Genomic DNA, 14,977 nt, shown 5'->3' with positions numbered 1-14,977 from the left:
TTGTACTATTTATTTACTGTTATGAAAATTCAGAATAGAGGTGCAAGTTATGGGAAAACCATCGTATTGGAAAGTTTTATCAAGTATTTCACTTGTCACAGCATTAAGTTTTTCAGTTCTTTCAGCGGGACTAACGACAAAAGCTGCAGTCCCTACTGAAGAAAAAAGTCAGCAAGTAATGGATTCTCCGTATTTAGATTTAAATGTTGTAGATGAAGAACGATTAGAAAAAGCGTTAAAAGACAGAGGTATTATTAAAGCATCTGATAGTTCTGAAACTGCTAAAGCAAAGGTTAAAGCATACATAAAGAAAAAACAAGGCGATAAGCTAAAAAATTCAACACATGATCACAGTACTGATATTGCGGAAAAACAAAAGAATACGTTAGAAAAACGTAAACAACAATTGTTAAAACAATTAGATAAAGGTCATGGAAATTACAAAAAAGGTAAGCCAAATGGAATCGTCAAGGTAGATTCTGCTAAGCAAGCAAACTACAATGGCGGTGTTCGTGAAGATAAAGTATTAGTTGTATTAGCAGAATTTGCAGATTTTAAACATAATAGTATTGAGCAAGAAGAAGGATATATGTATTCTTCAGACTTCAATAAAGCTCATTATGAAAATATGCTTTTTGGAGACAAGGACTTTACATTATTTGACGGATCAAAAGTAAAAACATTTAAACAATTTTATGAAGAACAGTCTGGTGGAAGCTACACTGTAAAAGGTACAGTAACCGACTGGTTAACAGTACCAGGTAAGGCGGCTGATTATGGTGATGATAGTGCAACAGGTCACGATAATTTAGCTCCAAAAGGTCCACGTGATTTCATTAAAGATGCATTAAAAGCAGCAATTAACTCTGGTGTGAATTTAGCTGATTTTGATGACCTAGATATTTACGATATCGATGGTGACGGTAATACAAATGAGCCAGATGGTTTAGTTGATCACTTAATGGTAATTCATGCTGGAGTTGGACAAGAAGCAGGTGGCGGAGCATTAGGTGATGATGCTATTTGGTCACACCGTTGGGTATTAAATGGTGTTACGCCATTTGCAGGAACACAAGCTTCTGTTCCATATTGGGGCGGATATATGGCAGCTTATGACTACACTGTTGAACCAGAAGATGGTGCAGTAGGTGTATTTGCTCATGAATACGGGCATGATTTAGGTTTACCAGATGAATATGATACACAATATACTGGTGATGGTGAGCCGGTTGCTTCTTGGTCTATCATGAGTGGTGGTAGTTGGAATGGTGCAATTGCTGGTACAACTCCTACTAGTTTCTCTCCACAAAATAAAGAGTTTTTCCAAAAAACAATTGGTGGAAACTGGGCTAACATGACTGAAGTAAATTACAAAGATATCGATAAAGAAGGTATTGCGGCATTTATCGATCAAAGTGTAACGAAATCAAACAATCCAGGTATTGTTAAAGTAAATTTACCAGATAAAGAGGTTAAGAGTGAAATTCAACCTCAATTCGGTGCAAAATACTACTATAGTTCAAAAGGTGATGACTTACACACTACAATGACTTCACCAGTGTTTGATTTAACTGGGGCAACAAGTGCTAATTTCTCAGTAAAAGCGAACTATCAAGTAGAATTCGATTATGACTATCTGTATGTAAATGTATTAGATGAGAATGGCAATAAACTTGCGAAAATTGATACAATTGGTGATGAAAATACAGCTGGTGGATATGAAACATCACAAGGTCAATGGGTTGAGAAATCGTATGACTTAGCAGCTTTCAAAGGCAAAAAAGTAAAAGTTCAATTTGAATATGTAACTGATGGCGGATTAGCTCCAAATGGTTTTGCGTTTGATGAAGCGAAGTTAACAGTAAATGATCAAGTAGTATTTACTGACGGAGCAGAAGGAACACCTGAGTTCACATTAGATGGTGCAAGCGTATCAAATGGAACTGATTTCAAGAAACATTACTACTACTTAGAGTGGAGAAATTATGCAGGAAGTGATAAAGCATTAGAATTCGCTCGTGGCGTTAAGTATAATACTGGTTTAGTAGTTTGGTATGGTGATGATAGCTATACTGATAACTGGGTAGGTGTACATCCAGGAGAAGGATTCTTAGGTGTAGTTGACGCTCATCCATCAGCAATTGTTGGTAACTTAAATGGACAACAATCTGTTGAACAAAGTACTAGATACCAAGTTTCAGATGCTGCATTCAGTTATGATCAATCTCCAGAATGGTATATTAATTCACCATCTCGTGGAATTTTCGATTATGATGGATTAGCTGGGGTAACAAAATTCGACGATTCAAATAAATACATGAATGATTTAATTCCTGATGCAGGAAGAAACCTTCCAAACTTTGGCTTAAAATTCCAAGTAATTGGAGAAGCTAAGGATAACTCTGCTGGAGCTGTTTGGATTCATAAATAAACCGATTAATGAAAAATACGAGCTGATTTATTCAGTCTCGTATTTTTTTTTTGTAAAAAAAACCTAGAGAAAGAAGATGTTCTAATGCAATAGTATATGTACATTTACCTTTGAAAGTTTACTTTGTATAGATATAAAATCACTGTGGTTTTTATGAACAAAATGGTTTTAATGATACTTACGTATTTAACGTTCATAATCATATTTTTCAGAATTATTAAACTATAATACTTGTATAAGTAAGCGTTTACAATCTAAGGGGGTTTAATAATGAATCGTAAGAAAGCTAGTTTATTATTATTGTCATCTATTTTAACTGTAAGTCTATCAGCGTGTAATAGCGGTAAAGAAACTTCAGGAAGTAAATCTTCTTATCCGGATAAAGCAATTTCGGTTGTAGCACCTTCAGGGGCAGGTGGAGGATGGGACTTAACATCTAGATCATTTGTAAAAATTTTAAGTGAAACAAAGCTTGTAGAGGAACCAATGACAGTAGAGAATAAGCCTGGTGGTGGCGGAGCAGTATTTATGGCAGAATATGCTACGAAAGATAAAGCTAATAATGAAAAACTATTTGTAAACTCACCTCCAATTATTATTAATAACTTAAAAAAAGAGGGAAACAGTCCATATGGCTATAAAAATACAACTCCTTTAGCACAGTTAACAATTGATTACGGTGCAATTGTTGTTAGGGGCGATTCGAAATATACAGATTTAAAATCGCTTTTAGATGATATGAAAAAAGACCCTAGTAAAGTGACGTTAGCTGGTGGTTCTGCACCTGGTTCAATGGATCATTTAATTGGAATCTTACCAGCCTACAAATATGGTATTGATCCTACTAAAATTAAATACGTTTCATATGATGGCGGTTCGGAAGCAATAACAGCTCTTTTAGGAAAAAATGCAGATGTTATTTCTACCGATATTTCAAGTACACTTGAATTCGTAAAAGCTGGTAAAGTGAAAATCCTTGCAGTTACAGCACCTGAACGTATTGAAGGAAAGGTTTTATCAGAAGTACCAACAGCTAAAGAACAAGGTGTGGATGCGGAGTTTGTCATTTGGCGTGGCGTTTTCGGTCCAGAAAAAATGTCTAAGGATGCATACAAATTTTGGGAAGATACAATTGCTAAATTAGTAGAAACAGATGAGTGGAAAACAGAAGTAGAGACCCAAGGCTGGCAGCCAGAATATAGAAACGGTGAAGATTTTAAAACGTTCTTAGCAGAACAAGAAACACAAGTTAATGATTTATTAGAAGTGTTGGGCATGAAAAAATAAACGATGAAAGGAAGGAGAGTATTCTCCTTCTACTATTACTAAATTGAGAGGTGAATTAATTGAATAAAAAGTTTGATAGAATTGCTGCAATCATATTTTTAATAATCGGTCTAACATTTATGATACAAAGCCGGGGGATTGCTACATCTGCATATGGCAGTGTTGTAGGACCAAATGTCTTTCCTTTTATACTTGGCTGTATTTTGGCTTTATTGAGTTGTCGTCTATTTTACGAAACAATTTTTTATAAACAAGAAAACACAGGTACAATTCAATTTAATTACAAACGTTTTTTAATTGTCTTAGTTTCAGCCATTATGTATGCACTTTTACTTGAAAAAATTGGTTTTATGATTAGCTCATTTTTGTTTTTATTGGTTTGCTTTCAAGCATTAGAACGTGGAAAATGGTTGAAATCAATTTCTATTTCTCTAACATATTCAATCGTTATTTACTTTGTATTTGTGAATGTCATGAAAGGTACATTACCAGGATGGCCAATTTGGTTTTAAACGACTAGAAGGGAGACAAACAATTGGGTACAATTCAATATTTAGCTCAAGGTTTTGAAACTGCATTTATTTGGTATAACTTATTATTCGCCTTTGTCGGAGTGTTAATTGGTACAGCTGTAGGTGTTTTGCCTGGTATTGGACCCATGAGTGGGGTAGCACTTCTTATACCTGTAACAGCTTCTGCAACGGGTTTTTTAGCACCAGAGCAAGCAGCAACAAGTTCGATTATATTACTTGCTGGTGTATATTATGGTGCAATGTATGGCGGATCAACGACATCTATTCTTTTAAATACACCGGGGGAATCGTCATCTGTTGTTACGACATTAGATGGTTACCAGATGGCTAAAAAAGGAAGAGCTGGTAGTGCTTTATCTATCGCTGCTATTGGTTCATTTGTTGCAGGTGTTGTTACACTTGTAGCATTAATACTACTAGCGAAACCTTTGTCTGCTGTCGCCATTAAATTTGGACCAGCAGAGTATTTTTCATTAATGCTTTTAGGTTTATGTGCAGTTAGTGGACTGGCAGGTAAATCAATAACAAAGGCATTGATTATGACAATTGTAGGGTTACTTCTTGCGACGATTGGTATTGATTCAGTTTCTGGAGTTTCACGATTTACATATGATATTCCTTGGTTATATCAAGGGTTAGAATTTCTAACAATTGCTGTTGGACTATTTGCCCTTGGAGAAGTATTTAAAACGATTCTCGAAAATGAAGTAGAGGATGGAGAAATCGCAAAAATAAAGAATTTAGTACCATCAAAAGAGGAATTAAAGGAAAGTGCTGCACCTATTGCTAGGGGCTCATTATTAGGGTTTTTTATCGGTATTTTACCCGGAGCAGGTGCAACATTGGCGTCATTTTTTGCTTATATAGTTGAGAAAAAGTTAAGTAAAACTCCTGAAAAGTTTGGTACTGGTACAATTGCAGGAGTTGCCTCACCTGAATCAGCTAATAATGCTGCATCTGGAGGAGCAATGATTCCACTATTAACTTTAGGAATTCCCGGCTCTGGTACAACTGCGATATTAATGGGTGCATTTATGATGTATAACATTCAACCAGGACCACTTTTATTTGAAGAACACCCAGATGTTGCATGGGGATTAATTGCAAGTATGTTTATCGGGAATGTTATGTTATTAGTTCTAAACATGCCATTGGTAAAATTATTTGCAAAGATTATCCAAACACCGAAAAAATATTTACTACCGATCATTATCGCAATATCAATATTTGGGGTTTATGCAGTACAAGTTTCTGTGAATGATTTACTACTATTAATTGCTTGTGGTATTTTTGGTTATTTCCTTTCTAAAAATGATTTTCCAATTGCACCTTTAGTATTAGGATTAGTGTTAGGACCAATGATCGAAAATAACTTAAGAAGAGCATTAACAGTTTCAAATGGTGATTATAGCATATTTATCACACATCCTATTTCTGCTTCATTTTTAGTCGTTGCAGCATTGTGGATTATCGTTCCAATCATAATTAAATTAAAAGGTAAAAGTGTGGTAGTAAATATAGAAGCATAAAATATCTAGCAAAACTCCTTTAATAAAAGGAGTTTTTTGATTATTATAAAAATATAAGGAGAATTTTATGCGCTTACACTATAAACTAATCATCTTTATATCAGTTCTAATCTTATGTATTAGCGGCGTTTTTGAATTAGTGTCACAAGAAATGCTTCAAAAAAATGCCAAACACGAAAAAGGATTAAAAGCCTTAGCAATCTCTCAAGCAGTTGCAAATATGCCAGAAATACGCACTGCATTTTTGAAAGAAAATCCATCTGTAACCATTCAGCCGATTGTAGAAAAAATTAGAAAAAAAGTTGGAGCTGAGTTTATCGTTGTTGGAAACAAGAATGAAATTCGTTATTCACATCCAAATCCAATGTTAATTGGTAAAAGGATGGTCGGCGGTGATAACGAGAAAGTATTTAAAGGTAAGGAAATCATATCTGAATCTACCGGTACACTAGGTCCTTCATTAAGAGGAAAATCACCGATTATAAATGATCAAGGAGATGTAATAGGGGTAGTTTCCGTCGGTTATTTAATTAGGGATATTGAAGAGGAAGCTAATAAGTTTCATAAAAAATTATTATTTAATAGCTTAATTATATTAGTGCTTGGCATATCGGCAGCGTTTATAATCTCATTTAATATAAAGAAATCTATTTTTGGATTGGAACCAAAAGAAATTGGAAGAATGTATCAAGAAAAACATGCTATTTTAGAATCTATTCATGAAGGTATCATTGCAATAGATGAAAATTGTGAAATTACAGTCGTTAATGAAAATGCTCATAAAGTACTTTCTATACCAAATAATATAAAGCTTAGAGGATTAAAAATAGAAGATATTTTACATAATTCTCACTTGAAAAAAGTAGTAGAAACAGGAGAAGCCATTTATGATTTAGAATTTCTAATAAACGAAAAAATGGTGATAATCAATTGTGTTCCCATCTCTGGCGTAAACGGTAATATTGTCGGTGCAGTAACTTCCTTTAGAGAAAAATCGGAATTGAATAAAGTACTGAATGAATTATCGCAAATAAAGGCTTATTCTGAAGGATTAAGAGCACAGTCACATGAATACTCAAATAAATTGCATACGATTTTAGGATTGATGCAGCTTGAATCATATCAAGAAGCCATTGAATTAATTTCAAAGGAGTCAAATATAACTCAAAATATTATTCAATTCATTATGGAAGAAATTTCTGATCCAGTTGTCGCTGGACTGTTATTAGGGAAAATAAGTTTAGCAAATGAACTAAAAGTAGATTTCATATTAGATCATAATAGTAGTTTTGCGGATGTACCAAAAGAGGTTAATCGAGAGGATTTAATAACGATAATAGGGAATCTACTTAACAATGCATTTGACGCTGTGGTTGAATCAAACAAAGCAGAAAAGAAAGTATCATTATTTCTTACCGACATTGGCCAAGATTTAATTATTGAAATAGATGATAATGGAAATGGAATTCCAGAAGAATTAGTGGATGATATATTCTTATATGGTGTTACGACAAAAAAGAAGGACAAAAATTCAGGCATTGGACTACATCTAGTTCAAAGATTACTCCATAAATTAAATGGCCAAATAACATTTCATTCTAATGAAAACGGAGGAACAACCTTTATTGTTGCAATTCCTAAACAACAAAAGGAGAATAACATAATCTATGAAAAAGAATTTAATAGAAGTATTAATAGTTGAGGATGATAGTAGAATTGCAGAAATTCACCAGAGATTTATTGATAAAATTGATGGTTTCACCGTAATAGGTATTGCGACTAATTATCAAGAAGCACTTGAGCTATTTGAAATCGTAAAACCACAATTAGTAATACTAGATGTTTATTTTCCAGATATGAACGGACTAGATTTTTTAAAATGGATAAAAGATAACTCATCAACTTCGAATGTAATTATGATTACCGCCTCTAAAGAAATAGAGTCAGTTAATCAAGCTATTCATTACGGAGTATTTGACTTCATTATTAAACCAGTTATTTTTGAACGCTTAAAAAATTCATTAATTAGATATGCGAATTATGCAAAGAAAGTTAGTCATTTACAATCCAAAAGTGCTTATATTACTCAAGACGAGATTGATAGTTTAATTGGGAAGAATATTGGCATCATCGAAGAACAAAGTCAATTTCCTAAAGGAATAGATAAACTTACCTTAGAAAAAGTTTTAATAGCGATTCATGAAGAAAGAAATGGAAAGACTGCAGAGCATGTTAGTCATGAAATTGGCGTCAGTCGCACAACTGCAAGAAGATATTTAGAGTACTTAGTATCAGAAGGAAAGGTAGTTGCTGATTTAGCCTATGGAACGATTGGAAGACCTGAAAGAGTCTATCTAATAAATAAGCTCGGTTAAATCTATCAAGTATCACATTTCTTACTAATGTAAAGTCGAGTATGACAAAGCTAACAATTCTGTAACAGCTTTTCCTTAAATTGGACAGGTTGAATCTGTTTAAATACTGATATAAAGGGGTTTTTTGGACATTTTTACAAATATATGACAGTTTTAGCATACCTTTTAAAGCGTTGAAAACTTACTTTGAGTTAGTTAAAATTTATTTGTGCAATCAACACGGAGGAGATAGAAATGAAAATACGCTTATTAACGAAGGAAGATGCAGAAATCTATCTTAATATTCGTCTAGAAGGTTTAGAAAAAAATCCAGAAGTATTTAGTACAACGATGGATGACATACTTGAACAAGATGACCCAATAGAATATAAAGCTGAAATATTAGATAAAGACATCAATTATACATTTGGAGCGTTTACAAATAATGGTGAATTAATTGGAATCGCAACTTTAAAAACATTTGAAAAAACGAAATCAGAGCACAAAGGAAAAATCGAGTCAGTTTATGTATCTACTAGAGCACGTAGATTGGGTGCTGGACATAGATTGATCGAAGAAGTCATTCATTTAGCAAAAAGCTTGGAGCTAGAACAAATTACGTTAAATGTTGTCGAAGGGAATACATCTGCAAAAAAACTATATAAAACATTTGGTTTTGAAACATTTGCGGTAACACCAGACAGCTTAAAACTGAAAGATGAATATTGGGATCAAGAACATATGTTGCTTAATTTAAGAGAACAAAAAGTGAGATTATCGAGTTAGCGAAGTGAAACGCTCGAAATCTTTTATGTAAATGTAAACGAAGAATACAGCTTTTTAAAAGGGCAGATAGATAACTATCTGTCTTTTTTCTTTCAAAGATGACTTAAAAACACTGAAATGATTGAATTTTCTTTCTTTTAATAATCTAGCAATTTATAATATAAATAGATAATAGAAAGCTTTATTGGGGGAAACACTGTGGTGAAAATATTACTTTGTGATGATGAACAGCGTATCCGAAGAGTACTTGTAGACTTTTTAAAGCGAGAGTCGTTTGAAGTTTTAGAAGCAGCAAATGGTGAAGAGGCAATTAACTTATTCAAAACAAATCAAGACGAATTGAAACTAATTCTACTAGATGTGATGATGCCTAAAATAGATGGATGGGAAGTATGTAAAGAGATTCGAAAGCACTCTAGCATACCAATTATTATGATCACTGCAAAAAGTGAAGAATATGACGAATTATATGGTTTTCAGGTTGGAGCAGATGAATATATAACAAAGCCGGTCAAACCATTAATTCTAATTGCTAGAATGAAGGCGTTACTAAAAAGAGTAGTAGCTGAATCTAGTAAATATGAGCATAGTATATTCAGAGCGAAAGATATAGAAATCGATTTTAGCGCAAGGAAATTATTCATACAAGATCAACAAGTGATCCTGACGCAGAAGGAATTCGATCTACTCTATTATTTTATTAAAAACCAAAAATTAGCATTAGAGCGAGAACAAATTTTATCTGCAGTTTGGGGATATGAATATTATGGTGAGGATCGAACATTAGACACACATATTAATAGACTTCGTATAAAGCTAGGAGCTTGTTCTTCCTATATTCACACTGTTCGCGGGGTTGGTTATCGTTTTGAGGTTTCATAAATGAAATCAATTCGTTCAAAACTGTTGCTTACATTTATTCTACTAATTATTAGTTTAGTCGGAATCGGACTATTAATTAATCTGTTTTTTTTAGAAACATTTTATATTCATCAAAAAACAAACAAAATCAAAAATAGTAGCCAAGAACTAAAAGTATTATACGAACAAAAAAATAATGATCAGCTCATATCGTTTGTTGATAATTTAGAGAAATCACATGGTTTTTCAATTGAAGTTCTTTCTTCGAGTGGCATTACTTTATATAGTACCTTAAAAGGAGATAGTAAGGAAAAGCTCCGTACAATAGATGAATTTCAGGATTTACAAAATAAGCCGAATGTATCCGAAAATGGTATGAATCGGTTAAAAAATGAATTAAAGAAAGAAACCTTTTATGTCACAAAAACGAATTTGAAAAGCATAGAATTAGAGTTTCTATTAGTGGGAAGTAAGCTCGATCGAAATAAAATCTTAATTATCCGTACACCAATTACAGCTATTAATGAGAGTGTAGAGATATACAACTATTTTTTAATTTATATTGGTCTAGCACTTTTATGTGTTGGAATGGTCATTGGATTAATAATGGCTAAATCATTTACAAAACCAATTTTAGAAATTAGTAGTATGGCAAAAGAAATGACTAGTTTGTCCTTTTCAAGAAAATGGAATCGCAATAGGAAGGATGAATTAGGAGAGTTGGGCGATTCAATGAATGAACTAAGTAACATCATTTCAGATTTCATTGAAAAGTTAAATATCAAAAATAAAACATTAATGAATGAACTAGAAGAAAAAGTAAAGTTTGAAAAAAAGCGACGTACCTTTATATCAAACGTTTCCCATGAATTAAAAACACCTATTACAATCATTCAAAGTTACACAGAAGGATTACAAGTTGGTGTAAATCAAACAGAGGAAGATCAACAAGAGTACCTCGACATTATCATGGATGAAGCAAACAAGATGGAGAAAATGGTTTACGATTTATTAAATCTTTCAAAACTACAAAATAGTAAGATGGAAGTTCATTATGAGGAAGTTGATTTAAATCAGTTAGTAAATGAGATGTTCAAGTTATATTCTCCACAATTTACTGAAAATCTTATTGTATTCCATCACGAACAAAGTGAAATAAAACCAGTAATGACAGATCGTATTAAATTAGTACAAATCATGAGTAATTACTTAAATAATGCATTAACTCATGTAAATGAAAAAAAAGAAATTGTAATATCAGTAAAAGAGAGAGAAAATACATACCGTCTATCGGTTTTTAATAGTGGTGAAATCATACCTGAAAGCGAACTAGAAAGTATATGGGAAAGTTTTTACCGAGCGGATTTAGCAAGAAACCGAACAAATGGAAATGTTGGCTTAGGTCTAAGTATAGTAAAAGAGCTAGCAATCATGATTCAAGCAACTATTGGAGTTAATAATGAGGGGAATGGTGTGTCATTTTGGATTGAATTACCTAAAATGACGAATAACAACTAATATTCTCTAAAGAAAGGCCGTAAAAATTTGGGTAAGGAATTACGGAGGATAAAATGAAAAAGTATATTATTCCGTTGATATTGCTCTTTATATTAATTGGTTGTTCATATATTGATAACAATTATAATGGGAAAAATAATTCTAAACCTTCAAAACAAACATTCACTGAAGAAAAAAATGCTACTGAAGATAAAGCTTCAGAAGAGACGACCTTTGAAGAACAACTGGGTGAGATGCTTGAGGAAATTGATAACTTAGAATTCGAACAAGAAGATGATGGATTTCCAAACGATTTAAAATAATACTAGAGGTGAAGTATGCGGAAATTACAATACTTTTTACTTGTTTTAATCTCCATGGGGAGTATAATAATTTTTTCTACTACAAGTGAAGCAGCTTCAGGCAATAAGGAATTAATGGATGGGAAAGAGATTAGTAGAAACATCTCTACAAAACTTAAAAGTTTACAGCTAGAAGTAAAGAAGCTAAATGGTGAAAAAGAAAAATTAAATCAACAGATTAAAGAGTTGTATCCGAAGAAAAAAAAGCTATTAGTAAACCAATTAAAAGAATTAGAAAAGAGCAATTACTCAAGATACAACCAAGATAAATTAAATAAAATTCAAAGTAAAATTGATGTTTATAAAGAAGCTATTGCTATTAATAAGCAGTTGAAAAGCGAACGGAAAATGTTATGGGAGAGCTATAAGAAACAGATGGTAAATGAAAATATAAAAGGTGCATATCAAACATTGAAACTAATACGTCAAAACTTAGAAAGTACCATTCTGAATAGTAGAGAGTTTCTTAAAAATTTAACAGCTGACTAATTGGGAATATAGTGGCCCAAAAGTTGTTTATTGTTTTCTTTCATCATCAGTCCTTAAAATATAGTTTGTAACCCCTAATGCAAAATGCGTAAGGGGTTTTCTTTTTGTAGAAATGAGTAACCGTAAATTTCGTTGGACAAGAATCTTCTAATTTAGTTATTGTTTAACTAACGAAATCATTGAAAAATGTTGAGCTTATGAATGAGATTGTTCTTGATTGTAAATAAGGAAGATATAGAAAGAACTATAATGTTAACAATCTACATCTATTCAAAATCTTAACATTGCCCATATTAAAATGAATGAAAATGATACTATTGTGAGGATGAAAAAGATGAATGATGTAATTAATATTTTAATAATTGAAGATGATGAAGATATCAATCGATTACTGTGTAATATTATTAGCAAAAACGGTTATCATGCTAAGTCAGCTTACTCTGGAACTGAGGCGCTGATTTATTTAGAAAATCAAAAGTGGGATATGGTTCTGCTAGATTTAATGTTACCTGGATTATCTGGTGAAGAATTACTTAATAAAATAAGGAAAGAAAGCGAAATTCCTGTCATCATTATTTCAGCAAAGATTGAGACCAAAACGAAAATAGATACTCTTAGGGCAGGTGCAGATGACTATATAACGAAACCCTTTGATATTGAAGAGGTTTCTGCCAGAATTGATTCTTGCTTAAGAAGATTCAAGCGTATGGCAGACATTCCAAAAATCAATCAGATTTGTTATAAAGATCTCGTGTTGAATACAGATTCCAAAGAAGTGACTGTTAATGGTAGTGAATTAAAGTTCACAGCTCTTGAATTTGATATTTTGTTTCTACTAATGTCTTCTCCAAAGAAGGTGTTTACGAAGGCCAATTTATTTGAGAGTGTTTGGCATGAGGAATTCTATGGAGATGATAATACGATTAATGTTCATATGAGCAATATAAGAAGCAAGCTTTCAAAGGCAAACCCGAATGAAGAGTATATTGAAACAATTTGGGGAATGGGGTACAAACTAAAAACTTAAGGTTTTCTTAAGATTTAACTTAATACTTTCTTATGGTTTCCTTCTTATAGTTATAAATAATAAAGATAAAAATGAATGAATGAGATAAATCTTCATTCTATTTAGTCACTGTAATAAGTAATTAAAGGAGGAAATGCTTTGAATGAGTATGTACTAAAAACCAATCATTTATCTAAAAAATATCAAAAAAAAATGGCACTTAATAAAGTTAATTTATCAATTAAAAAGGGATCTATTTATGGATTTATCGGACAAAATGGCGCTGGAAAGTCAACTTTGATTCGAGTCATAACTGGCCTTGCATACCCAACTTCAGGGTCATTTGAATTATTCGGAGAAAGTAATGAAAGAGGGCTGACTGAAGCAAGAAAAAGAGTCGGAACAATTATTGAAGGCCCAGCATTATATCCACATTTAAGTGCTTCAGAAAATTTAGAAGCTCATAGACTACTGAAAGGAATTCCTGGTAAAGAATGTATCGATAGAACCCTTAAATTAGTTGGTTTACAAGATACTGGTAAAAAGAAAGCGAAAAATTTCTCATTAGGTATGAAACAACGCCTTGGTCTTGCAATCGCATTACTAGGTGACCCTGAATTTTTAATACTAGATGAACCAATCAATGGACTGGACCCAATGGGTGTTGTAGAAATTCGTGAATTATTGAAAAAGCTAAATCAAGAGTATGGCATTACCATTTTAATTTCGAGTCATATTTTAAGTGAGCTACATTTATTAGCAACGCATTATGGCATTATTCATGAGGGCGAGCTATTAGAAGAGTTATCTACAAGTGAATTAAATGAAAAATGTAAACACTTTTTGCATATTAAGGTTGATGATCCAAATAAAGCTGCTACAGTTATTGAGGGAATTTTGTCTACACAAAATTTTGAGGTGTTACCTGATGGTTCAATTAAGTTATTTGATTATGTTGATAAAGCACGGGAAGTTTCCAAAGCACTAACAGGTGAAGGATTAATTATTGAAGAATTTATGCCTATGGGTGAAGATTTGGAAGCATATTTTACAACTCGAATTGGGGGTGTAAATCGTGGGTAATCTTATGAAAACTGAATGGTACAAATTAATAAAGGATCGCTCATTTCGAACATTAGCATTCATCTTAATCATTTTTTCGGCATTGTATCCATTAACTATGCAATCAAATGATGCTGTATCAAAATTAAGTTTATATGAATTCTTTTTATATCAAGTTGTAAGTATTAACAGTGATATCGTTAAGCTTATTCCATGTATCTTTGCTGGCTTCTTTATTACGAGTGAATATTCAAATGGTACGATGAAAAGTATCGCTTCATCAGGAAATAGTAGATTACGAATCTATTTTGCAAAATTAATCATGTTTTCAATTGGTAGTATCTTTATCATGTTAATATTACCTATTTTTATGACAACCTCAGTCAATATCTTTTTTGATTTTAATGGCGCAACGGACTGGATATTAATACTGAAAACATTTGGTGTCATTTCACTTTATGCAGCCGCATTTGCATCCATTATGGCAATTATTGCAACTATTTTCACTGACAGTGGTAAAACAATTGGCTTACTTATTATGTTTTTTGCTTTAGTAAATCCTATTTTGGATTTTATTCGCTCTAAATTGACTAGCTTAGAAACGATTATCGATAACTCAGTTTTTATGTTATATCCGAAAATATTTAAACTCGATCAATTAGATCAAACTGAATTAACCACTTTAATGTTCATCCCGATTTTAACCTTTATTATTTTAGGAATTTTGGGAAGTTTCATTTTTAGTAAAAAAGAAATTAAGTAAGAAAGGAAGCGGGTGGC

General features: G+C 32.4%; 14 protein-coding genes. All 14 read left to right on the top strand.

Going from position 1 to position 14,977, the window contains the following annotated elements:
• Positions 1-49 precede the first annotated feature (49 nt).
• Positions 50-2,431: an immune inhibitor A domain-containing protein gene (locus ACX6U0_RS07760; protein WP_464959383.1), complete on the top strand. Its 2,382-nt coding sequence runs from the start codon at positions 50-52 to the stop codon at positions 2,429-2,431.
• Between the two features lie 270 nt (positions 2,432-2,701).
• A complete protein-coding gene (locus ACX6U0_RS07755) occupies positions 2,702-3,718 on the top strand; it encodes a Bug family tripartite tricarboxylate transporter substrate binding protein (protein ID WP_464959382.1) in 1,017 nt (338 codons plus the stop codon).
• Between the two features lie 59 nt (positions 3,719-3,777).
• A complete protein-coding gene (locus ACX6U0_RS07750; protein ID WP_464959381.1) occupies positions 3,778-4,230 on the top strand; it encodes a tripartite tricarboxylate transporter TctB family protein in 453 nt (150 codons plus the stop codon).
• Positions 4,231-4,253: 23 nt separating this feature from the next.
• Positions 4,254-5,780: a tripartite tricarboxylate transporter permease gene (locus ACX6U0_RS07745; RefSeq protein ID WP_464959380.1), complete on the top strand. Its 1,527-nt coding sequence runs from the start codon at positions 4,254-4,256 to the stop codon at positions 5,778-5,780.
• A gap of 67 nt (positions 5,781-5,847) precedes the next feature.
• Entirely contained in the window at positions 5,848-7,482 is a 1,635-nt protein-coding gene (locus ACX6U0_RS07740; RefSeq protein ID WP_464959379.1) for an ATP-binding protein, read from the top strand.
• Entirely contained in the window at positions 7,448-8,155 is a 708-nt protein-coding gene (locus tag ACX6U0_RS07735; protein WP_464959378.1) for a response regulator, read from the top strand. The genes ACX6U0_RS07740 and ACX6U0_RS07735 overlap by 35 nt, the downstream gene beginning before the upstream one ends.
• Positions 8,156-8,389: 234 nt before the next feature.
• Positions 8,390-8,920 carry an N-acetyltransferase family protein gene (locus ACX6U0_RS07730; RefSeq protein ID WP_464959377.1) on the top strand — a complete coding sequence of 177 codons (531 nt, stop codon included), beginning with the start codon at positions 8,390-8,392 and terminating at the stop codon, positions 8,918-8,920.
• A 198-nt stretch (positions 8,921-9,118) separates the two neighbouring features.
• Positions 9,119-9,802 carry a response regulator transcription factor gene (locus tag ACX6U0_RS07725; RefSeq protein WP_464959376.1) on the top strand — a complete coding sequence of 228 codons (684 nt, stop codon included), beginning with the start codon at positions 9,119-9,121 and terminating at the stop codon, positions 9,800-9,802.
• Positions 9,803-11,299, top strand: a complete 1,497-nt coding sequence (locus ACX6U0_RS07720; RefSeq protein WP_464959375.1) for a sensor histidine kinase — start codon at positions 9,803-9,805, stop codon at positions 11,297-11,299. It begins immediately after the preceding gene.
• 53 nt (positions 11,300-11,352) lie between these two features.
• Positions 11,353-11,601 (top strand): hypothetical protein, encoded by a 249-nt coding sequence (locus tag ACX6U0_RS07715; RefSeq protein ID WP_464959374.1) that lies wholly within the window; start codon positions 11,353-11,355, stop codon positions 11,599-11,601.
• Between the two features lie 15 nt (positions 11,602-11,616).
• Complete coding sequence (locus ACX6U0_RS07710; RefSeq protein ID WP_464959373.1) at positions 11,617-12,129, top strand: hypothetical protein; 513 nt, start codon at positions 11,617-11,619, stop codon at positions 12,127-12,129.
• 334 nt (positions 12,130-12,463) lie between these two features.
• The gene (locus tag ACX6U0_RS07705) at positions 12,464-13,156 is read left to right on the top strand and encodes a response regulator transcription factor (protein WP_464959372.1); all 693 of its coding nucleotides are present in this window, start codon (positions 12,464-12,466) and stop codon (positions 13,154-13,156) included.
• Positions 13,157-13,294: 138 nt separating this feature from the next.
• Entirely contained in the window at positions 13,295-14,218 is a 924-nt protein-coding gene (locus ACX6U0_RS07700) for an ABC transporter ATP-binding protein (RefSeq protein ID WP_464959371.1), read from the top strand.
• Positions 14,211-14,960: an ABC transporter permease gene (locus ACX6U0_RS07695; protein ID WP_464959370.1), complete on the top strand. Its 750-nt coding sequence runs from the start codon at positions 14,211-14,213 to the stop codon at positions 14,958-14,960. Before ACX6U0_RS07700 ends, ACX6U0_RS07695 begins: the two co-directional genes overlap by 8 nt.
• The last annotated feature ends 17 nt before the right edge of the window (positions 14,961-14,977 follow it).

The organism is Gottfriedia sp. ABJ_BB2_2 (genome assembly GCF_055484705.1).
The sequence above is the reverse complement of the archived record's forward strand: the minus strand, read 5'-3'. Positions and strand labels throughout refer to the sequence as shown.

Excerpts from the sequence above, each read along its gene's own strand:
- ACX6U0_RS07715 (WP_464959374.1), top strand. The coding sequence starts at position 11,353 with ATGAAAAAGTATATTATTCCGTTGATATTGCTCTTTATATTAATTGGT.
- ACX6U0_RS07720 (WP_464959375.1), top strand. The coding sequence starts at position 9,803 with ATGAAATCAATTCGTTCAAAACTGTTGCTTACATTTATTCTACTAATT.
- ACX6U0_RS07740 (WP_464959379.1), top strand. The coding sequence starts at position 5,848 with ATGCGCTTACACTATAAACTAATCATCTTTATATCAGTTCTAATCTTA.
- ACX6U0_RS07735 (WP_464959378.1), top strand. The coding sequence starts at position 7,448 with ATGAAAAAGAATTTAATAGAAGTATTAATAGTTGAGGATGATAGTAGA.
- ACX6U0_RS07710 (WP_464959373.1), top strand. The coding sequence starts at position 11,617 with ATGCGGAAATTACAATACTTTTTACTTGTTTTAATCTCCATGGGGAGT.
- ACX6U0_RS07705 (WP_464959372.1), top strand. The coding sequence starts at position 12,464 with ATGAATGATGTAATTAATATTTTAATAATTGAAGATGATGAAGATATC.
- ACX6U0_RS07755 (WP_464959382.1), top strand. The coding sequence starts at position 2,702 with ATGAATCGTAAGAAAGCTAGTTTATTATTATTGTCATCTATTTTAACT.
- ACX6U0_RS07730 (WP_464959377.1), top strand. The coding sequence starts at position 8,390 with ATGAAAATACGCTTATTAACGAAGGAAGATGCAGAAATCTATCTTAAT.
- ACX6U0_RS07760 (WP_464959383.1), top strand. The coding sequence starts at position 50 with ATGGGAAAACCATCGTATTGGAAAGTTTTATCAAGTATTTCACTTGTC.